At 66.1% G+C, this 22,651-nt stretch carries 8 protein-coding genes and 1 tRNA gene; 5 read left to right on the forward strand and 4 right to left on the reverse strand.

Going from position 1 to position 22,651, the window contains the following annotated elements:
- Positions 1-65: 65 nt before the first annotated feature.
- The 5 genes from RMN99_RS10120 to RMN99_RS10140 all read left to right on the forward strand — a co-directional run bounded on the left by RMN99_RS10120 (position 66) and on the right by RMN99_RS10140 (position 6,222).
- Positions 66-141 (forward strand) — tRNA-Lys (locus tag RMN99_RS10120).
- Between the two features lie 289 nt (positions 142-430).
- A complete protein-coding gene (locus RMN99_RS10125; protein WP_309623194.1) occupies positions 431-2,662 on the forward strand; it encodes a hypothetical protein in 2,232 nt (743 codons plus the stop codon).
- Positions 2,662-4,230, forward strand: a complete 1,569-nt coding sequence (locus RMN99_RS10130; RefSeq protein WP_309623195.1) for an MBL fold metallo-hydrolase — start codon at positions 2,662-2,664, stop codon at positions 4,228-4,230. The genes RMN99_RS10125 and RMN99_RS10130 overlap by 1 nt, the downstream gene beginning before the upstream one ends.
- On the forward strand, positions 4,230-5,390 hold the full coding sequence (locus tag RMN99_RS10135) for a patatin-like phospholipase family protein (RefSeq protein ID WP_309623196.1): 1,161 nt from the start codon (positions 4,230-4,232) through the stop codon (positions 5,388-5,390). The genes RMN99_RS10130 and RMN99_RS10135 overlap by 1 nt, the downstream gene beginning before the upstream one ends.
- Before the next feature lie 46 nt (positions 5,391-5,436).
- Positions 5,437-6,222 carry an N-acetylmuramidase domain-containing protein gene (locus tag RMN99_RS10140; protein ID WP_309623197.1) on the forward strand — a complete coding sequence of 262 codons (786 nt, stop codon included), beginning with the start codon at positions 5,437-5,439 and terminating at the stop codon, positions 6,220-6,222.
- Here the strand turns inward: RMN99_RS10140 and RMN99_RS10145 are convergent.
- The 4 genes from RMN99_RS10145 to RMN99_RS10160 form a co-directional block, all read right to left on the reverse strand.
- Positions 6,219-14,759, reverse strand: coding sequence for a hypothetical protein (locus RMN99_RS10145; protein WP_309623198.1), 8,541 nt, complete (start codon positions 14,757-14,759; stop codon positions 6,219-6,221). The two genes, RMN99_RS10140 and RMN99_RS10145, sit on opposite strands and share 4 nt — an antisense overlap.
- A 92-nt stretch (positions 14,760-14,851) precedes the next feature.
- A complete protein-coding gene (locus RMN99_RS10150; RefSeq protein ID WP_309623199.1) occupies positions 14,852-16,699 on the reverse strand; it encodes an ATP-binding protein in 1,848 nt (615 codons plus the stop codon).
- Positions 16,696-18,192 carry a hypothetical protein gene (locus RMN99_RS10155; RefSeq protein WP_309623200.1) on the reverse strand — a complete coding sequence of 499 codons (1,497 nt, stop codon included), beginning with the start codon at positions 18,190-18,192 and terminating at the stop codon, positions 16,696-16,698. The genes RMN99_RS10150 and RMN99_RS10155 overlap by 4 nt, the downstream gene beginning before the upstream one ends.
- A 1-nt stretch (position 18,193) precedes the next feature.
- Positions 18,194-22,651: a hypothetical protein gene (locus tag RMN99_RS10160; RefSeq protein ID WP_309623201.1), complete on the reverse strand. Its 4,458-nt coding sequence runs from the start codon at positions 22,649-22,651 to the stop codon at positions 18,194-18,196.

Raw genomic sequence — 22,651 nt, forward strand, 5'->3', positions numbered from 1 at the left:
CACCGCAAACAAGGGCTATAGGGAGCGTTCCCGAGCGAATCGGGCTTCCGCACGTGCCGGAATGTGGACGCATAGCTCAGTTGGTAGAGCAGCTGACTCTTAATCAGCGGGTCCTTGGTTCGAGCCCAAGTGTGTCCACCACTCCCCTTTTGTCGAGAGTCAGTCAAACCCTGCGGGAGACGGCTTCGCGCTATCCGTTGGCGGCCAGCAGGCATCGGCAAGATGGCTGAATTTGCAGACTAATCACCCTCCCGTTTTGCAAATACCGAAGATAGTTATCCGCCGCCGCAACGCTGTATTATACGCTGTAGAACTGCTTACCTGCGCAGTAACTGTGATGCTTGTCACAGTTGCGCACCAGCATTATTGCGCTATAGTGCCGACAAGCACGAAATCCCCGGGTCGCCAGAACTAGGGGAGTGGCGACACCGTGAACAAGCCCAGACAGACCATCCCGCAGCCGACTCGTCGGCGTCTCAGGGTATTTGCGTTCGATCCGGCGGCTTCGGTCCAGCTGGAAACTGCGGTCATAAATGATGCGGTGGTCGATCTTTCGTGGGAAGCGGCGTGGGAAGGCGCGATCGAGCTGGGGCCGACCAACGATTACCTTGAAGTCATCGATTTCGATCCGACAAGCGGGCATTTCTATGCGCCGATCGATCTCAACGATCCCTGGATCCTTGGCCAGGATGGACTGGCCCCGGCCGAGGCCAATCCCCAGTTTCACCAGCAGATGGTGTTCGCGGTGGCGATGCGGACCATCCGGAATTTCGAACGGGCGCTGGGCCGCCCGGTGTTCTGGGCCATGCCCGAAGACGATCCGCGGGTGCTGGCCCGGCGCAACCACGACAAGAAAGCCAAGGACTATCCGCCGTTCATCAAGCGGCTGCGGATCTATCCGCACGCACTGCGCCAGGCCAACGCCTATTACAGTCCGGCCAAGGGCGCGCTGCTGTTCGGCTATTTCAAGGCCAAGCCGCGGTTCGCCGACGATGAGGGCGAATGGGTATTTACCTGCCTGTCGCAGGATATCATCGCGCATGAAACTGCCCACGCCATCCTGCACGGGCTGCGGCGCCGCAGCGTGGAGGCGACCAACGCGGATTCTCTCGCCTTCCACGAGGCCTTTGCCGATATCATCGCGCTGATGCAGCACTTCACGATGGACAACGTTGTCCGGCACGAACTGTCGCGCAACGGGGGCAAGCTGCGTTCGGCCAACCTGCTTACCGGGCTGGCCAGCCAGTTCGGGCAGGCCACCGGCCGCAGCGGGCCGCTGCGCCAGGCGCTCGGCATCCTCAGCGATGAACAGACTGAGCGGGAGCGCAAGCGTGAGCCGGTGACCAGGACGCTGAAAGACGCCAGGGAACCGCACGACCGCGGGCAGTATCTGGTGATCGCGGTGTTCGATGCCTTCGTCACCATTTACGAACGGCGCACCCGCGATCTGTTTGCCATGACCGGAACCCGCCCGGGAGATGACCGGCTGAGCGAGCAACTGATCGCGCGACTGGCCGACGAGGCCGCCAAGGTTGCCCATTCGGTGCTCAACATGTGTGTGCGCGGGCTTGATTACCTGCCGCCAGCCGATGCAACCTTTGGCGATTTCCTGCGCGCGGTGATCACTGCGGATTTCGATCTGGTGCCGGAAGATCCACTGAAATACCGGGTCGCCTTTGCCGAATCCTTCCGCAAGCGCGAGATTCCGGCGCCAGGATGCATGTCCTACGCGCCGGATTCGCTGTGCTGGGAGCCCCCCGATCTGAGCGCTTTCGACAGCATCGCCGCCGATTCCGAACTGCTGTTCGCCGATGCCCTCAAAGGGCTGACGCTGTACGCCCGCGTCAACGGGTCCAGCCCCGAACGGGTCAAGTCCAAAGGCGTCGATCCGCGCTATGATACCCAGGGGCTTGATGATTACATCACCGGCCGCAATTCCGAATACGTTTCGGGCGATGTCGCCAACCGCAACCTGCGCGAAGAGGCGATGCGGGTGGTGATGCGCAACCAAGTCAACCTCCATACCTGGTTGATCAATCCCGATGACAGCCTTGCGGTCGAACGGTTGTGGGAGGCCCTGCTTGGCTTGCGCACCCTGCCGCTGGGCAAGCCCAAAAGCGCGCCGCCAACCGGGCGCAATCACGCCAGCCCCAAATCGATTTCCGCCACCGTGCTCAATCCGGCCAAATGGCAGCGCGGTTGGCCCGAGGTGTGGCGCGAGGCGGTCGAACCGGGCGACGACGAGGCCCTGTTGCTGCCGCGCCTTGAAGTGCATTCGGCGCGCATTTCGCGGCGGGCCGGGCCCGACGGGAACGAGCTGTTCCAGCTGATCGCGCAGGTCACCCAGCGGCGCATGGGGTTCTTCGATCCGGCTGACCAGAAGCGCGTCGATCGCGATGGCCCGATGCCGCGCGAAAAACCCGATTTCTGGTTCCGCGGCGGTGCCACGATCCTCGTCGATCTGCGCGACGGGCGCCTGCAGCGGGTGATCCGGCAGCGGATCGACAATGACACCCGGCTCGAGCGTCAACGCAAATTCGTGCTGGGCGACGATGTTGCGCTGGCGATGGCCGCCGGCCGTAATGATGGCGGAGGCGGCAATCCCCTTGCGGTGAGCACGCTTGAAACCGAGCCCTTCGCCTTCCTGCACGGAGACGGCTGATGCGCGAGACCGGACCCCTTGTCGATACAATCACCGTGCGGATGTACCGCAAGCTGCTCGGCGATTGCTTCCTGATCACCGTCACGGGGCGCAATGTAGAGGATCAGTCGCCAAGCAAATCGCACATCATGATCGATTGCGGGGTGCTGCAAGGCACGCCCGGCGGCGGCGAACTGATGCGCGCGGTGGTGCGCGATGTCTACGAACATACCGAAGGCAAGCCGCTTGACCTGATTGTCGTGACGCACGAGCACCACGATCACATCAGTGGCTTCGGGCTGGCCCGAGACATCTTCGCCGCCCAGCCAAAGGCAGCCGAGCGGGTGTGGTTTGCCTGGACCGAAGACCCGGCCGATGCCGATGCACAGGAATACCAGCGCGTCTATGGCCACGCCCTTACCGCGCTGGCGGCGCTGGCCGAAGAAGCGAAGGTGCAAACCCAGGCTGCCGCAGACCCGGCTGCGGAATCGCTGCTTGGCCTGGCCGGGTTCAGCGGACCGCTGGCGCTCGATGGTAACCGCAAGCCGCTGCGCGGGAGCCGCAAGATCTATCAAGATCTGCGCGACTGGGTCGGCAGCGGAGCAACGCAGTATCTTTCCCCGGGGCAAGTGCTGACCACGCCGGGCGCGCTGGGGCTGACCACCTATGTGCTTGGTCCGCCGCGCGACAAGGAGCAGTTGACCAACTCCCTGGGCAAGGCGGGCGACACCTATTTCGCAACCGCAAAGACATCGTCGGCGGGTGTTGCGGCCCGCCAGGATATGCCGTTTTCGCCGCGTCATGCCTGGCGCACTGCCGAGCAGATCCGCAATCCGGTTCCCTCGGCCAGCGAGAGCGCAGGTGATCGCCAGCGCAGCGATTGGCTCCACGATCGCTATTTCCGGCCCTACGCGCGCTGCACCGAAGACGGTGACGATCCGGCCGACCACAAATCGAAGGACGACAACCACAAATGCGCCGGTGATTTTTCGCTGCACGAGCCGCAAGCTTACCGGATGCTGGACAAGATCGAACGCTCGCAGTTTTCGAATCTGGCGCTGCGGATGGACAGCAATACCAACAATACCAGCCTCGTGCTGGCCTTCGATCTGCCCGATGATGCGGGCACGATGCTGTTCGCCGCCGATGCGCAAGTGGGCAACTGGGAATCATGGTTTTCCGTGGAATTCCGCAGCACCCCCGATGCCCCCGCGCTGAAGCTCAAGACCGAGGAACTGCTGGCCCGCACGCGGTTCTACAAGGTCGGGCACCACGGCAGCCACAATGCCACGTTGACCCGCGGGCTCGAAGCGATGAGCGATGATCTGGTGGCGATGATCCCGACCGACGCCGAATTCGCCAAGAAGCAAAGCTCGGCCTGGCAGATGCCCAACCCGCGGGTTGACGAAGCGCTGCAGCGCAAGACCCGTCACCGCGTGCTGCGCGGCGATATCCCGGCGGCGCAAACGATCGCTGTGGTTGAAGCGGCCGATCCCGATCTGGCGCGCGCCTTTGAAGCGCGGATCGGTGACCACGACCTGTGGGTCGAATATTGCGTCTACCGGCGCGAACCCGGGGAGACTGCGTGATGCCGTCAGCCCCCCAGAACCGCATCGCGCTGAATGCCGATACCGCCGGGATCCTCGGTCAGGATGGCCCGCCAGATAGCAAGGCGCTGATCGATGCCCCCGCCGCCTCGCTTTCGGGCGGGGGCTACCGGGCGATGATGTTCCACCTCGGGTTCCTGTGGCGGCTGCGCGATGCCGGCCTGCTCGAAGCGATCCAGCGCTTTTCTTCGGTCTCGGGCGGGTCGATCACGGCAGGCGCGCTGGCGCTGGCGTGGGACCGGATTGACTTTGCCGATGCGGGGCAGAGCTTCCGCAAACTGGTGGCCGAGCCGCTGTTCGCCCTGTCGCGCCATTCGATCCAGTACGGCGGGATCCTGCTTGGCCAGATCCCGGGGCTTAGCGGCAGCTATGTTCGCAAGGCCTATGACAAGCACGTGTTTGGCGGGGCCAGACTGGCATCGCTGCCGCCCGGCCGCCGGTTCTATTTCAACGCCACCAGCATGCACACCGGCAAGCTGGTGCGCTTCAACAATGAATGGTTCGGCGAATGGTCCACCGGGCGCTGGGAAGTGGGTGACATGACGCTGTCGACCGCGGTGACGGCCTCGTCGGCCTTTCCGCCGGTGCTGGCGCCGGTCATCATCGATCTGGCCGGCCACCGCCCGGTTCCGACCGAGAATACGCGCCACGAGGCCCCGGCCAGGCTTTATACCATGGATGGCGGGGTTTATGACAATCTCGGGATCGAGGCGGTGTGGAAGCGGTTTCGCACGGTCTATGTCAGCGATGCCGGCGCGGCTTTCGCTTATGAAGCCGATGGCCGGCGCTATCTGCCCAGCGTTGCACTGCGCGTGACCGACCTGATGATGGACCAGATCGGCGCGCTGCGCTTTCGCCAGCTCAATGACGGCTTCCATGCGCCATTGGGCAGCCCGCTGCGGCGCGAAGGGTTCATGGTATCGAGCGACTACTTCCTTGAACCGCGCCCCGCAGGCGCACTGCCCTACACCCGCGCGAACGCCGCCGCGCTGGCGGCCTTGCCGACCCGGCTCAAGGCCTATTCGCCCCGCGAATCCAGCGGTCTGGTCAACTGGGGCTATATCGCCACAGACGATCAACTGCGCGCGCGCGGGCCGGTTAGCGGGCGCTGCGAACTGCCATACCCGGATTATCCCGTCTGACCGCGTTCACCTGCACCCAGCCACAACATCAAGAAGGAGAGACGTCATGCCACTCGAATTTGCCGGACCCGCGACCCCGCTAACCGACGCCGATATCGAGGCCGCAGCCCAGAAGATCGGCTGCCAGGTTGCTGCGGTGCGCGCCGTGATCGCGGTGGAAAGCGGCGGCGGTTTCTTTGCCGATGGCCGGCCCAAGATCCTGTTCGAACGCCACTATTTCTCGCGCCTGACCAAGGGCAAGTACAACGCGGCGCACCCCAATATTTCGCACCCCAAGTGGGGCGGCTATGGCCCATCGTCGACCCAGTATGACCGGCTGGCCGGGGCTATCAGGCTTGACCGCGATGCCGCGCTGCGCTCGGCCTCATGGGGTGCGTTCCAGATCATGGGCGACAACTGCAAGATGTGCGGGTTCAGTAATGTCGAGGATTTCGTCACGGCGATGGTCTCCGGCTCGTCGGCGCAGCTTGATGCCTTCATCAGCTTCATCCGCAAGTCCGGGCTCGACGATGAACTGGTGCGCTGCAACTGGGCGGCCTTCGCGCGCGGCTATAACGGACCGGCTTATCGCGAAAATCGCTACGACACCAAGCTTGCCGCAGCATACCAGTTGCACTTCCACGGCGGCGCGCATGTCGATGGCCCCCGCCCGACCTTGCGCCAGGGCGACAAGGGCGATGCCGTGGCCGATCTGCAACGCGCACTCAAGGTCGTGGCCGACGGAGACTTTGGCCCGGGCACAAAGAAAGCGGTGATCGCCTTCCAGAAGGCTCACGGGCTCTATGCCGACGGGATTGTCGGCCGGAACAGCTGGGCCTTGCTTGATGATTAAGGCGTGCCGCGCTTGCTGAAAGCGATCATGGCATTGAGCCAGCGCAGGTACTCATCTTCGAGCCGCATGCCCTGATTGCGCATCCAGTGCGGCAGCTCATTGATATCGCCGTGGCGGCTGCTGATGGTCTGGGCAATGTGATAGCGCGCCAGGATCGTCGCCACGGCCGAGGTGTAGACATCCGAACGGACATGCGCGGCGTGGGTCGATGCATCGGGCGGTAGCGGTAGCCGCGCGATCGCCCGTCCGGCCCGCGCCAGTTGCCGCGCGGCGGCATAGGCCCCGGCCACGTATTCGGCATAGCCAGGCAGTCGTGCGGTGCCCGGAAGCGCTTCAAGCGCGCGCGTCTGGGCGCGGATTTCCTGAGCCACGTTGTAAAGGTTCTCACCATAGCGCGGGCCGGTCATAGCCGAGACCGATTCCAGTTCGTTGATCCCCAAGGCATCGCCGCGATTGACCGCCTTGTCATCGGTGATCAGAATCCGCACCGCCCCGCCGTTTGCCGGATCATTGCCGTTGAGCCGCCCGAAGGCAACGATATCGAGCCCGCCGCGGTTGGCATTTCCGCCTTGCGCCGGATCGGATTTGAGCAGGGTCATGCCTACTTCGCGCAGACCGAAAACCATGCTGAGTTCACTGGCGATCGGCAACTCGTTAGAGCGCATCCGATTGGCGACGTAGGCAACAAAATCCTGCGCCAGATCATCCGCGTTGCCCAGCCCGAAACGGCCCCGTTCCGCCCGCCTGTAAAGCATTTCGACGAAGTATTCGGTCAATTGCCGCGAACTGCCATGGGCCAGCGCCAGCAGCGCTTCGGGTTGGCGGCGGACCAGACTGGCCAGCACGCTTGACCCGCGCGCGGCCCGCTCCAGCGGGGCCATGTGATCGCGCGCGCGGGTGATGAAGCTGCTGAAATCATCGCCTGCAATGGCGGCAATCAGGGCGTAGCCATCGCTTTGCGCATCCTGCCAGCGCTCACCCCGCGCCGCGCGGGCATCGGCATAGCGTGCGGCGCGATCATGGGGATCGCCGGTTGCGCCAATCAGCCGCAGCACCGCTTCGGGATCTTCCGAAAGCCGGTCCCCCACCAGCATCCGCTCGTCGGTAGACGGCGTTCTGGCAAAGCGCCGCGCCGCTTCCAGCAGCAAACGGCGGCGAAAGGCCTGGGTCAGCAATGGCTGCAGACCGAGGTGGAAATCGGACCGCGCCCCGGCTTCGATGATGCGCTGGAACACGGCGTGTTCAGGATCGGCAATGATCCTGAACCGCGCCCGCAAGGCTTCCACTGCAGCGGCGGGCATGCCGCGCGCGCGCATTTCCAGCGTGAACTGCATCAGCGCTTCATCGCCGATCACCAGCGCCCGTCCGTTGCTGGCGGCATGCGCTGCGGCAATGAAGAATTCGCTGACTGTGCGCGATCCGCTGAGCAGAAGCGCGGCAAGATGGCCGTCGCTATCGGCACCCGAATTGACAATTGTGCCCAGCATCCCGCCGATCATCTGGCGCAGGTTCTCGGTCAAGGGATTGTTTTTTGCCGGACCGGCAGAGGCGGCGTCATTGTCGTTTGCCGCATCGGAAGTCATCGACCGGAACGTGCCGTCATCGCCCTGGCCAGGAACGGGAAAACCGTGCGCATCGTTGAACAGGTCGGCCACGCGTTGGTGGTGCATCGCGAACTGGTCGGTCATCATTCCGCGATCATTGCCCCAGCTGGCGACGCCGCCCAGATCCATCAGCGTGATGTGCGGATCGGCCGCAGCCCGCCGCATCGCTTCGGGCAAGGTGGGATCGGCGGCAACGGTGCGCAGGAACTCCTCGAAACGTGCGCCGCGTCCGCCGCGGCCAAGCCCGATCGGCAGGTCGATACCGGGGTGCAGGACGCCGCTCAGGTGCGGATAGCCGGGCATCAAGCGCCCTTCCCCGGCGGTGGCACGGACATAGGCCAGCCAGCGATCACCCAGCGGCGTACCGCTGCGCACGTCAATCACGTTGCCCAGTTCGCTGCGCCGGACGATCAGCGGTAGCACCCGGCCATCGGCATCGCCGCCGGTATAGCGCATCGCGCTTTGCAAGTCCTGGCTGCCATATAGCCCCCGTCCGGCATCCTCGTCTCTACCTGGCCCCAGCCTCACCATTTCGATTCCGCCCGCTTCGTAATCCCCGCGCCGCTCGCCCGTAACCCCGCGAAACAGCAGCAACACATCGTCGCCCGGGGCAAGGCCGCCGCTGCGGATCAGATCGGCGCGCGTTGCGGACAGCGTGGCTTCGGCAATCACCGAGCGTGCTTGCGGTGTAAGGCCCGGCTCGTTGATCAGCGCGGTCAATCGCGCGAGTGAATCCGGCTCCCCGGTCAATCCCAGTCGGCGCACCGCTAGATCACGATCGGTCGGCGTTGCCAGAGCCGAAGTCAGCGCCGCGATCGGCTCGGCGGCGATCCGCGCGCGCATCTCAGCTTCGGTTGCCATGGCGGCAGCGCGGCGCGATTCGGGTGTGTGCGCGGTATCGCGCCGCCCCGCCGGACCGCCCGATGGCGTCTGGAACGCATCGGCATCAGCAGCCGACGGCGGCTTGAAGATATCGCGCCCGGTCAGATCCAGCACGCGGTCACGGTAATGGCTGAAATCGCTGTGCGGACCGATCGTTTCGTGTGCGCCGGATTGCGGATTGAAAAAGCGCACCGCAAATTCCATGCCGCCCGGCGGCGGGTGCCAGGCGGCGCTGAAGGTGGTGACCTGGATCGATCCATCGGGCTGCACCACGTCGATCTGCGATTCCTGCGCCACAACATTGCCGTCCTTGCGGAGGTCGCGAAGGAACCGCACCTCGTTGAACAACTGCCCGAAATCGCCCTCAAGGCCGCTGGGCAGATTGTGCAGGATGTGCGCCCTTATGGACTGCAGGAAACCACGCGGATGGACGTGACGCTGGCCGATCCAGCCTTCCGTTGTGGGCTTGCCGACCCGGCCGGTGTTGCCCTGGATCACGGCATATACCCGTGACCCGGGATGATAGGCCAACAACAACTCGCGGGTTGGATCAAAAGCCAGCAGCGCCCGGTAATTGGCCAAAGCCGCATCAAAGCTGTGCGGATCGGTGGCGCGAATTATGCTGCCTTCGGGCAAGGACGACACGTCATTCAGTCGCGCTGCGGTCAGATCGGCCGTCGCCTCGACCCGGTGGCGCTGGACCAGGCGATTGCCTTCAGCGGCATGTTCTTCAAGTGATCTGGCGGGAAGGCTCATCACTTCTTTCCAGCTCGGTCCGTCCGCTGGATGCCGGTTTGAGCGGAATTCACCGGCATCGTCTCCGCTGCGTGGGTGCATGCCGCCGGCATCGGCGTCGTCGTCTCGCGCTCGTCCCAGCGTCTGTCCCGGCGCATCATCGTTGGCCACCCGCAACACCGGACTGGCCAGCGGATCGGCCACCGACCCCGGCTTGACCGGCCCACCCGAGGCAAATTCCGGTACGTGCGCGGCGGGCGGGGCATTGTCGTTGGCCGGCACGTTGCGGCGGGCCAGTTCCTCGACCGCCGCTTGCCGCAGCCGCTGCATGACATCCTGCTGTTCGCGCGCTGTCACCCGTTCATAGTTGTGATCCTCGGCCCATTGGTGTTCCTGCTGGCGCGAGCGGGAGCGGCTGCGGATTGCGACATCGGCCATGCCCTCGCCCATCCCCTGAACCAGATTCTGGAGGAAGGCGGTCGATGCCTCGTCCATCATTTCCGACATGGTGATATGACGGCCCAGGACAATCTCATCAAACGACAGTTCGGCCAGGCGCGAAACCGCGCCGCTGGTGCCCGAAGCGATCCCGCGCGAGGCAACTTCGCCAAGCGGCGCGGTCAGCCTGCCCATGCCCCGGGTCACCCCGGCCCCGATCACCCCGCCCAGCGCGCCGCGCAGCACCCCGGCCACGATATCGCCCGCATAGTTCTTGCTGCGCCACGAATCCGGAGCGATCGCGGCATTGGCGCCGCCGGCAAAGCCCGATGTCAGCGCGCCGATCAGAATTTCCTGCCCCAGCGTCAAGGCCGGCAAGGTCTTGGTCGCCGCGATCCCGCCATTGGCGGCGGTGGCCAGCGCCTGTTCGCTCAGGCGCAAGCTCTTCGCCAGAGCCCCAACCGCCCCGCTCCCGCCGCGCAGCGCCGCGCCCAATGCTGCGCCAATCCCGGCGGTGGCGGCCTGGATGATGGTCGAGGCAAGATCGAACAGCATCTCCTCGCTGCCATAGCGGTCACCCTTGATGGCATATTTGACGCCCATAGAGAGCAGGCCCGCGCCGGCCGTGACCAGCACCGGGATCCAGATTGAAGCGGCGGCTCCGCCGGTAAGCGCGGTGGAGATGATCGCCGCCGCGACGACCAGCGCAGTGGCGATCATGTTGGCGATCCGGTCGGTCGCCGCGATATAGGCTTCGACCGACTGGTTCCCCAACGTGATCGCGAAGGCCAGATCCTCGGCGGTCTGGTTATCGTGCGGGACAAATGCGCCGGTCGCGGTGAAGTGGCCAAGTTCCGCGGGGTCGCCGTCGGCATCGAGGAATTCGAGATCGCCGTCCCCGTTAATGCGCAGATCGGCGGTGCCCATCAGGCCCAGAAGATTGCGGTAATCGCTGCTCAGGCGGGCAAATTCGTCGCCGGCGACGGTCGGGCCGAGCAGACTTTGCCGGTTCTCGTCGACCTGCTGGTACATCGTCAAGGCGGCCAGGCGCGCCTGTTCGCGCGGGGTGCGCACGATGCCAAGCCGCAGCCGCTGCATTTCCTGCGCGGTTTCGCCCGAAGTCTCGCTGACGAATGTCCGTTCCACCCAGGTCCCCGAACCCGGCATCCCGATGCGCACATCCAGATCCTCGTGGTGTTCGTCGCGCCACCGCCGTTTGAGCATCTGGTATTGCTCGCCGGTCAGCGAGGCCAGCGCGCGCCGCATCGCCGGGACATCGGTGCCCGACCCGTTCACTGCAAACTCAAGCTGGTGCATCGTCTGGTTGATGAATTCCGGTTCGCGCGCAACGTTGGACGGGTCAGCCATGACCAGCGAACGGACATAGGCCGCACGGTCCGGATCGCGGCTCAGCGTTGCGGCAAGCTGATCGGCCAGGCTGCGGCGGCTGGCATCGGTGGTGCGGCAGGTGCCATCATTGCCGGTATATTCGTCGAGCAGCGAATACATCCGCGCTTCGTCTTCCAGCGCCTGGGCGTGGCGCCGCTCTGCCGCTGCGCGCCCGCCAATCGCATCGTCGACCACCAGATTGAAATTTAGGCCCTCGTTATAGGTCGCCTCGTGCACCCGGGCCGGATCGGCTCCGCCCGGCCGCGACAGTTCCAGCGCGGCCCGCGCGGCGCGCGCCTCAGGCGATCCGGCGTGATTGCGCACCAGCGCGGTGAACAGGCGGCGCTGCGCATCGTTGACCGGATCGAAAACCGTTTCGCGGTGCGATCCCTCGCCCACATCATTGGGAACATCGATCTCGTAACTGATCCCGCGCGCGGCATAGTTGACGATGGCGTCGCCCTGCTGTGGTGGACCAGCCGCGCCGCCCGGCAAGGTGCTGAATTCCGGGCCGACAACCTGCGCAAAACTGGTTTCGATCCGGTCCCAATCGCGGGCAATCCGTTCGCGGCGGGTGCGATCCCCTTCAACCCCTTCCAGTTCCGGAATCCCGGTCATCCGGCTGCCGGCCTGTGCCTCGTTGTACATGGTGGTAATAGCATCGCCGGCGCGGTCGGTTCCGGCATAGCCGCGGCCTTCGCGCCCGGTATCGATCGCCGCGCGCCCGCGCAGCGCCCGGGCCGTGCCGAAATCGTTGGCGGTGTAGGCATCGAACACTCTTTTATCGAGCGCGCTGAGATCGCCGCGCACGGCTGCCAATTCCGCTGGAAACCGGTCGAACATCTGGTGCCGCTCGTCGTCGGACAGCGACGCCATCACCTTGTCGATCTGGCCGCTGTCGTTCGACCATTCGACGCAGACGTTCAATTCGTGGCGGGCGCCCGAGACGACATCGCCGTTAAGGTAATCGCGCGCGGCCCGGATCGATTCGAGCCGCGTTGTTACGCCAGTGGCTGGATTGCCGGCATTGAGAAACCAGTCGAGATCGGCGCGCAGATTGCGGCGGGTCGCGTTGAAATGCTCTTCCAGCGCAAGGCCCTTGCGCCGGGTCAATCCGCGCAGCTGGTCAAGCACCTTGTAATAGCCGGAGTCGGTATAGCAGAGGATGTCCTGCAGGGCGCGGCTGCGGGTCGTGATGTTATTTTCAACCAGGCGTGGGACCCTGTCGCAGAAATCATGCACATTGGGTTCGGTTTCAGGTTGCCGAACATATTCCTTGATCCGAATGATAAACGTATCGACCGCTTCGGGCCGGGTGCCCGGGCCTTCGCCGGTCACGGCGGGGGGTGCTGCGCCAGGCGCGCAAATCGTGCACGGCGGGGCATTGCCCGCCGGCGCGCCTTCTTCGCCAGGCGTCGATACGTGCCCGCTGAAATTGTCGAGCAGCCCCTGGCGGATCTGATCGAGCTGCGTCGTCAGTCTGGTCATGGCCGCGGTAAAATTCGTGTCCGTACTGGTGACGAAACTGTCGACCGTCTTCGCGATCGGCTTGGGCAGCGCCAGCATCAACCCTTCGCCCTGCCGCACCGTTTCGGCTGCGGCCTCATCAATGCGGGTAGCTTCATCGGCGATGGCCTCAACCGCCCCCGCAGCGCCATCATCGAAACGTTGGCCGGCCATCCGCCCGACCCGGCGCAGATTGGTGGTTGCCGTGCCAACTTTGCGCTCGATCCCGCGCAGTTGCGCGCGGCCGCGCGGCACTCCGTTAGTGATCAGCCCGCGCGCAAATTCGCTTGCTGCCCGGGCCAGCGGGGCCTCGCCGCGATCCGCTCGCTGCACAATGCGGTCATAGATCGAACCAAGCGCAACGTTTTGCGCGCCCGCAGCGGCGGCCATCATCGCTGCTGCGGTCTTGCCCTGCTGGCGCTGCTGTTCGGGCTCCATCCGCTGCCGGTCCGCCGCCGCACCAAGCAGGCGCTGGCGCTGGCCGGCGTGTTGCCGGATCAGGCTGCGTTCGCCCTCGTGCTGCGCCTTGGCGAGCTGACGCCGCAAGCGCCGATGCTGCTTCGCCAGCTGTTCCAGGCTTTGCGCCCGGGCGCGGCCGACCGCTGCGACACCATCGGTCGTCAGGGTGGTCTTCATGGTCTCGAACGGACAGAAGGCCAGGCAGATCGAACGGCTGGTTGGTTCAATCTGTGCCCGGATTGCCGTGGTCATGCCCCCCACCGCTTCATTCATTGTCAGCCTGGCCTCGTTCACCGGGAACCGGATATCGCGGACCATGGCTTCAAGCTGTGCATCGGCGAGCATCGGATGGGTACCAGCCTCTGGCCGCGTCAAGGCGGTTTCAGCGTTGGTCACCAGGGCATTGAGCGCCGCCATTGTGGCGGTTTGCTGGGTTGTCAGCTTAAGGACTTTCGCCTCTGGCATCGCCGCGGTTGTCTGGGCTTCCGCGCGTTTGCCAGCCAGGTCGGCTTCGACCCGGGCGGCCCGCGCCCGCAACCGGCCAGCGCCGTTGGCCGCCGTGCGATTGATCCGCAGCCGTGCGGTCAGCGCCGCCGCATCCAACCGCGCCAGATCATCGCGGAACGATCCCCGCAGCCGCAAGCGATTGCTCGCCAGACCGCCGTCGAGCGCGCGCATTCCTTCATCGAGATTGCGCTGCCGCTGGTTGGCGGCACGATCAGCTTCTGCCGGAATTTCTGCCTGCAACGTGTGCAGCCCGGCGACGATCTGGCTGTAAAGTGCATAGCTGCCGGCAGCTGCCTCGGCATAGAGCTCACGGTAGCGGGCCCATTCGGCTTCGAGCGGCTCCTTGGCCTTTTTGACATCGATGGTCAGCGTGCGCGGCGCATCGAACACGGGAATGTCAACATCGACAAAGACGGTGCTGCCGGTGAGGCTGGGGGTGCCGTGCTCCGGATCGGACAGCGGCGCGAAAGGATCGTTGTCTTCGCCATCCTCGTGGCCCCGGCGCGGTATGCGTTGACTGCCGCCGCTGCTGCCCGTTCCAGCCGTTACGATTGCCCCGCCTTCAGACGCGGGCGCGGCGCTTTCGATTGCAACAGCGGCACCGCTCTCCGCAGTTGCCGGCGCTTCAGCTGTGCCGCCTTCGGGAGCGTCACCGGCCTCGGTAGCGCCGGGTGCCACCTCACCATGGTCTTGCGTCGCTGTGTCACCAGGGGCAGCGTCTGGCGGCCCGGCTTCCGCCTCCAGCGACCGGGGGAGTTCGCTTTGCGGGGTGGGGTCTTGATCGAACGCGGTCGCGTGGTCATCCGACGGCGGGCCGACCGCGCCTGCCAATACAAGCGGTTCCGCGGTTGGCGTCAGCATGTCGGCGGGCGTGCTTGCGGGCGGCACCAAACATATCGGTGCTGGCCCCGCTGCGGCCAGCGCGGCCCCATCGACAGTGTCCGGCATAGGTCCGCTGCTTTCCGCAGCGGCGGGCGGCGTGTCATACCGGGTCAGAAAGGCCGGCGTCGCCGACATGGCCGGCGCCGGGCTGCCCGGCAATGGACGCCGCCGCAAGGCCAGCGGAGCTTCGGGCGCTGGCCGGGACGCCAGGCGGCTTGGCCCCACCATCAGTCTGCTGCCACGGCCGGCGGGCTGCGCCCCAACTTGGCATATTCCTCGCGAATTGCCGCAAGCAGGTCGGCCTCGCCAATCGCGCGGCCATCGGCAAGCGCCCGTGAAGCCGCCGCCAGCACGACATTCCGGACATGCCCACCCGCCAGATCAATCCCCGCAGCGAGCTGATCGAGCGCGGCGTGCGGCACAGCGTGGCCATCGCCCAGATGGCAGGCCCACAGCTGCCGCCGCGCGGCGGCATCGGGCAGCGGAAAGTCCAGCACGGCATCAAGCCGCCGCACGAACGCCGGATCGAACCGGTCCCGGCTGTTGGTCGCCATCAGCGCAACACCGTCAAATTCCTCGATCCGCTGCAGCAGGAAATTGGTCTGGGCGTTGGCGTGCCGATCATTGGCATCGCCAACATCAGTGCGCGCGCCGAACAGCGCGTCGGCTTCGTCGAAGAACAGCACGACATCGCCCTGCTCGGCCGCATCGAGCAATTGCGAGAGGTTCTTCTCGGTCTCGCCAATCCATTTGCTCGTCATCGCTGCCAGATCGACGCGGTAACATGGCAAGCCGGCCTCGTTGGCCAGCCAGTGCGCGGCCAGCGTCTTGCCGGTACCGGATTCGCCCGTGAACAGTGCCCGCACACCGGGGCGATAGCGCGCAGCGATTGTCGGGCCCAACCCCTCTCCCAGCCTATTACGCAACCGAATTCGGTCGCGAAGCCGGTCGAGCGCCGCACCGAGGGCCGTCGGCAGCACGATATCAGCGCGTCGGACGGCAACCTGGCTGCGACGGGCCAAGCCATCAATCCGCCCTCCCCCTGCCTGCATTGCGGTGCCCAGCGCTGCCAGACTGGCGTTGCCGGGCGGCATCGCACGGCCCAGTTCTGCGATCCTTCCAGCCCCCTGGCGCAGCCCCGCTGCCGCCGCTTCGGCATCGCGCTGGCCCAGTCCCCATTCCTGCCAAAGCTGCTGGCGCTCGGCTTCATCTGGCACGGCCACGCGCCATTCCTGCCGCCGCCGTGCGGCCACGATCTGTCCTTCGGTCCCGGTGATCAGCACCAGCGGAGCCGGAATGCGGTCCCATTCGCCAAGATCGATGCTCTCACCGGGCGCGGCGCGGCGATGGATCACTGCAAAGCGGCCCGCCATTGCCAGCCAGGCAGCAAGTCCGGGGACTTGCGCCTGCACAACTTCGCAGGGCTGCAGCCCACAGTGCCGCGCGGCAAGCCGCAGGATCGCTTCGCCTTCCGCCGGGCAGCCGCAGCGCACAACCAGCAGCGGCGCTGATACCTCCTGCGCTGTCAGGGCGGCCGCGATTTCGGACCCGATGCCAGCGGCGGCGCTGTGCAGTACGACCTTTGGCTGGGCCAGCGGATGCGCGCCGGGGGGCAGGCAATCGAGACCCGCCAGCGTGGCGGCCAGCCAATCGGGCAAACCCAGTGAGCGTTCGGGCAGCGGCGCGGCTTCCTCTCCCCAGGCAAGCAGGCCGGCGTGCGATGCCGCCCCGGCCGCCAGTCCCAGCACGCTCAAGCCTTCGCCCGCAAACAGCGTTGCCAGCAAGCCAGCGAGTGGCCGACCCTGCGCCAGCGGGGCCTGAACCATGGCAATCTGGCGCGCCACCGCCGGATCGCTCTCCGCCGCATAGACCAGACCGAGCGCCAGCACTTCACCTTCGCCAAGGCTGACAGCCGCTTGCAGCCGGGCGAAGCGCTGCTGATCGAAGGCCACATCGGGCACGCGCCACCGGCTATGCCCGGCGTTTTCGCTGACCAGCGCCAAACGGGTCAACGCGGTCTGCACCGGGTCGGCTTGAGTCTGCGCGCCAAGCGAAATGCCGGGCGTGAGGTTCATAGCCGCGGCTCGTCGCTGTAGACATAGCGGATCGACAGGCCGAGCCAGTCGGTCCAGCCCGGGTCGCGATCAAGCGCAGTGCGGCGCAGACAAATATCGGCAGCGGCCAGCGGATAGGTCAGCAACAGCTGCTCACCGCTCCACAGCACCTTGCCCGGCCGCTGCATCAGATCGTGAATCCGCCGCCGCGCGGTGCGCCGCAGCCAGCGATCAAGCGCGCGGCACCACAGTGTGGTCCATTCGGGATAGGGGAGATCAGGATCATACGGCGGCAGGCCGGACAATGCCGGATCATCGCCGGGGCAACCATATCGCTTGGCCAGCGCCCGGATCAGCAGCGCGCCGGGATGTTCGCCCAACAGCGCAGGGTGATCTCTGAGCCAGCTGCGGATACCAAGGTCAGACAAGGCCGCCACCACCAGCCATAACCCCGCATGGGCCGAATGGACCGGGCGTACGATCGGGAAGTCGGCGGGCGCGGCTTGGATAGGACCGGCTGTAGCCTGCACTGGCGGCGGTGGCACCTGTGGCCGTTCAGCGGCGCGGCGCGCGCGGACTGGCTCACTCGGCTGCGGCTCCGTTATTTGCCGTTCGGCCCGGACGGTACGTGCGGGCACATCGCCGGCCGCCCGGGCTTGCGGTGCGGCGGGCGGGGACGGTGCTGCCAATGGCCGCGGGAGCGACCTGCCCCCATCGCCCAGCACACCATCGGCGCGCGCGATGATCTCGGCCAGCAGCAACGGATGCAAGGCCAGCGCTGGTGACACCCGCAGCACCTGCGCGCGCAAGACCGTCCGCACCGCCGCCGCTCCTGCCGCTTGCGACTGCATCGCTTTCAAAGCCGCAACAACCGCTCCGGCCAGCTGTCCAACCGCGCGGGACGCAACGGTTTGTGCCAGATCGGCCAGCTGCGGCAGACCAGCCTCGGCGGCAGGCCAGCCTGCGTCCTTCACCGGCTTGGCCGCCAGCGCGGCCTGCGGCGCAGCGGCATGCAGCGCTGCAACGAGGTGATCGGCCGCCCCGGCCAAGGTGCAGCGTTCGATCAGCAGAGCAAGCCGCGCTTCGCTGCCGGGCGCGAGCGCTGCCAGCACCAACTCGGCCAACCACACTTCGACGGGCCGCGTGCGCCAGCCCGGTGCGGCAAGTTTCCAGAACCAGCCGACCGGAGCGCAGCCACGCAGCAGCAGGTCCAGCAAGACCGCTTCGGCCTCTGCTTCGCTGGAAAACCACACGCAGTTGGCACCGCCGGCCCCATCTTCGGTGCCGTGGCGCGCGCCATCGGTCGCGGCCTGCCAGGCGCTGCGCAAGGCGACCTGCCGCTGACCGGGACGCGGCGAACTGGCGCCAGCGGCAAGGTGCATGCGCCGCACCAGAACGAGCCGCTGATCATCCGGGATCTCGGTGTGCAGCGCATCTTCGAGCCGGATGCGCGCGCCGCCGCTGTGATCAGCAGGACCCGCCAGGGCAAGCCGCGAGACTTCCACCAGCACCATCTCAGCGCACCATTCCGGCCACCATCTGGAACCGCATCGCCGAGGTAACCGTGGTGATCGGTGCAAGGATCTTGGTGATCGAGGCCTGGACCCGCCCGGCCGAGATTTCCTCGACAATGGCGTGGCTGACGATCTGATCGCGCTCGTTGCGGATCAGCGTGGTCATGCCCTTGCGCACCCGGGTGACATCGAGCGCGAGCAGCAGGCGTGTGCCGATCTTGGCCGGGACCGGCGCAACCAGATGCGCGGGGATGATCTTGTCGACCGGGGCATGCGCCGCCATCAGCAGGCAGACCCGCACCAGTTCGTTGATCGCATCGTGTGCCCCCTGATTGCCGCGATCGATCCGCGCGAACAGCCAATCGACAAAGCCCTGCAGATCGCGCCGTTGTTCAACCGGCACTTCCCCCCAGCCCGGCAATCCGGCAAGGTTCTGGAGCGGCGCGGGCTGATCGAACGCGGAAAGGATTTCCGCCCAGCCCAGGCGCACCACCGGGCTCACTTCGCCGAAGCTCTCGTGCAGACAACCGGCAATCGCGGTGATCGCGTCGATCTCGTCCAGCGCGGCCTTGGTCAGCGCGGGCTGGCGGTGCGTCCCGGTGACCAGATCACCAATGGTCGAGGCCTGGGTAAGATGCGCCTGCGTTTCGGCTAGCGATAGCGCGGCGATCCGCAGCATGTCGAACTGCGCGACCGCCAGGCGGCGTGTTTCGACCACCTTGCGCCCGGCTACCAGCGCGTTCTGCACCCCTGCCAGATAGCGGCTTTGCGCCGAAACCGCGTAGGGGGCAGCCAGCATGCGCGGCGTAATCGCGCGCTCGATCGCGGTGCGCAGCGCCGCTTGCGCCGATTCCAGCCGCTCGATCCGCCCGACCATCGCCGCGATTGCCGGGAACCATGAAACCGGAACCTCGCGCAGCAACTGCACGTAATCGTGGATCTCGTCGGGCGCTTCCTCGTGCTCGCGCCGGCACACCGCGATCGCCGATGGAGCCAGCCCCGAGGCCGCCTCGATCATCGGCACTTCATCGCGCACATCGACCGCGCGCACGCGGCGCCAAACGATTGCGTTGACGTGGGTCTCGATAATTGCGGCGCGGCGTGCGTTGGTGGCCTCGGCCAGCGCGCGATCTTCTTCGCGCAGTCGTTCGGCCGTGGCCAGATCGTGACGCGCTTCGGCCACTTCGACATCGACCGACCGCATATAGGCAGCCGCTTCATTGGCAGCGGCCCGCAGCGTCTCGGTCAAGTCGCGCAGCGATGCGGCCAGCTCCTCGAACAGCGCCACGCGCCCTTCGACCAGGCGCATGATCGCAATGGTATTGTCGATCGCCTGCACCGCCGCCGTGAAATAGTCGGCCTCGTGCTTGGTCTTGTCGGAATCGGGCAGAACATCACTGTCGACGAACAAGGTGCGATTGGGATCGCCCAGCAGCGTGCTCAAGGTCGGCACTTCGCCGGTGTTCTTGTTGTGGAATCCGGCCATCTGGACATCACCCAGGGCAATCCCGCCTGGCCGCGCGCTGCCCTGACCGGCAAGGCCGGCCAGCGTGCCGATCACCGCAGCCTTGCTGGCCAGAGCGAACTGCAGCGCCTGGACGGCCGGCTGCGGTTTGAGCCGTTCGGCCACGCTGGCGGTGCGTTCGATCAGCCCGGCAATCGGGGTCTGCATCTGGATGTCGAAACTGCGGAACCGGTCGCGGCTGCGCGACAGGGCAACAGCATCAAGGCTGATCATCGGTGCCAGCTGCGCCGCCTGGAACAGCGGCGCGACGGTTGCCGTGCGCGCGGGGCTGGCGGCGGCGGCTGGTGCTGCAAGTGCGGAAAATGCCGGCTGCACCATGAACGTCGAGATCGGCAAAAAGCTGGCAAATGCCATCGGCGCGGGCGGCGGCGGCGGTGGCGGGGTCCGCACCACCGATGCGATATTGAGCGTCATGAACGAAGGCTGGAACCGTCCGATCACAAACGGACTGATCGTTCCGGCGGGCGGCGGTGGCGGTGGTGGCGGTGGCGGACTTCCCGGCACCTCACCCACCCGGATCACCGCATCGCCCGGCTTGCGCGTGATCGCCGCGGTCAGGAAATCGGCGATTCCCTTGCTGGTGGCTCGTGCGCCTTCATCGCGCAGCGCCAGATCGGCGATCGCCGGGGACGTTACGAGGCGCGAGGCGGCATCGGCACCCAGCATGATCTGCCGCACCCGGTAGATGTCCGCCCGGGCGCGGACAAAGCCGAGGTCGATTGCATCGTTGGTCGCCTTGAGCCGGGCATCGACCGAAGCAAGGAATGTCACAATCCCGCTCTCGTCGATCGTTTCAAGATCCTGGCGGAGGAAATCCTGCTTCCAGCGATCACGGAACCCGTCGAGCGCGGCCGCATGGCGTACGTCCTTGACAAGCACCGTGCCGAAATCGGGGACGGTCATTTCGTCCCTGCCTGCGACCGCTTGCCAGGGCCAGCCCTCGCCGCCAATCGCATCGGAGGTCAGCCGGGCCCCGGCCGGCGCATCGTCGGCGATGTAGGTATAGACCAGGCCGCCGACATCAAGCTTGCCCATCGCCGCCCATTCAACCGTGCCGCCGTGCTGGGAAAACTCGGCATAGTCGATCGCGAAGCCATCGAGCGTTCCGCCGTTCTCATCCCACACCGCGCTGGCCGGAACTTCGAGCCGCACCCAGCCTCCCGATGAGGGCAATTCGCCAATCTTGCGCTCGCCAAGCCGGCCCGGGCCTTCCGCCACCGGCAGCCCGTCCGCGCTGCCCCAGAAGACGCCCTTGCGGTTAATCGGACCATCGCCCCAGGTCCGGTCAAGCCGCAGCGACAGGCCGGTCAGCCCGGTATCGTCGATAATCCGCACCCAGAACCAGATCGTGTCGCTGGCGGACACCGTAAGCGTCGCATCAGCGCCCGCCATCAGGTGCCTGCTGACCGCGCTTCCTGCGGCAACCCGGCGCGTCCGGGTGACTTCGACCGGGGTCTGCACATAGGGCGCGGGGGTATTCTCTTCATGCGGCAGATCGGATGATGGCCAGCCCATCACCGCGCCCGATACCGTTTCCAGCAGCCGGTCATAGCGCCGCCGCGCCATCTGCCGGCGCACCAGCCAGCGGGTGCGATCCTCGCGCATCGTCCTGATCGCCTCGCCGATCCGCCGGTCTTCGCGCGCAACGCGCAGCAGACCGGGTTCATAGACCGCATCGGGCACGGGCACGAGCAATTGCACCGCATCGCCCTGCCCGGCATCAAGCGGGGCAAGGCTGGCGCATTCGGCAACAACAAGATTGAGGTTGCTGGTCGCCACCGGCACGGCATCAACCTTGTACCCGGTGGGAAAGAAGAACTGGCGGCGGGTGGCAGTATCGAACAGGCCGGGAGGCAACACACCGACCGGGGGCAGTTGTGCAAAGGTCTGGCGCAGGGTCTGGGCGTCATAGCTGGGCAATTCGGCCAGCTGCGCGGTGAACTGGTCAATCCGTGCCTGCCATAACCGGGCGTCACCGGCTTCGGGCGCGCAGCTTGATCGTTCGCGCGGGGTGCCGCCGATGCGCGCCACGGCATGGCGATCGATCCATTCAAGCTGCCAGTCAGGCGTAAACCCGATCAGCGCCAGCGGCACGCCCCAGGCTTCCCACGGATGCGCCTCGTCGGGCGCGTGGAGCCGCTCGGTTTCGAAGATCGAATAGGCCAGCCGGTTGCGCCGCGCCGGGCCCGGCGCGGGCAAGGCATAATCGGCCCCGCCATCAAGCGAGAGCATCTCTGCCGGCCACAGGTAAAGCAACAGCCGCGCGCCATCGATGCGCTGCAGATCGACATAGGGATCATCGCGCGGATCGGGCGGACAGCTATCGCCGGGGCGGCCCTGAATTTCGGCCACGATCGGCTGTGCCACCAGCACTGCGATATGCGGCAGCGCCGCGCTCTCGGGGTTGGCGGCAATGACTTTGAGCGGATCAGACAGCCCGCGCGGGCGTTCGGGGCGGAGGCGATCAGCCAGGCCTGAGGCCGTTTCACCCTCGCCGCCCGGCGCCGCATCGGACAGCAACGTCACAGCGTCATCGCTCAGCGCCGCGGCATGATCGACCCGCATCACCACCTGCACATCGCCAAGCGGCAGACGCACGGTGCGGCCGATTGAAATGTCCTCGCCGCTGCGGGCGATCCCCGCCCCGGGCGAAATGGTGATGAACGCGCGTTCTGCAGGCTGACCGTTCGTGCCACTTTCGGCGCGCACCACCAGTCCATCGGCAATCCCGCTCTGCAAGGCCAGGCCGTACAGCCGCTGCATCCCCGAACGCAGATCCTGTTCGGCGGTCAGCGCCTTGTCTGAAATCGCCCGCCCGGCAAAGGCGTTGATCCGCCGCCGCCAATGCGCCGACAGTTCGGGGCGCATTGGCGGATCGGTTCCGATGACATGCTCATCGGCAAAGCTGCGCGCGATCGGTTGGGTGACATCCAT

Origin of the sequence: Novosphingobium sp. (genome assembly GCF_031417815.1) — a bacterium.
Lineage (GTDB): Bacteria > Pseudomonadota > Alphaproteobacteria > Sphingomonadales > Sphingomonadaceae > Novosphingobium.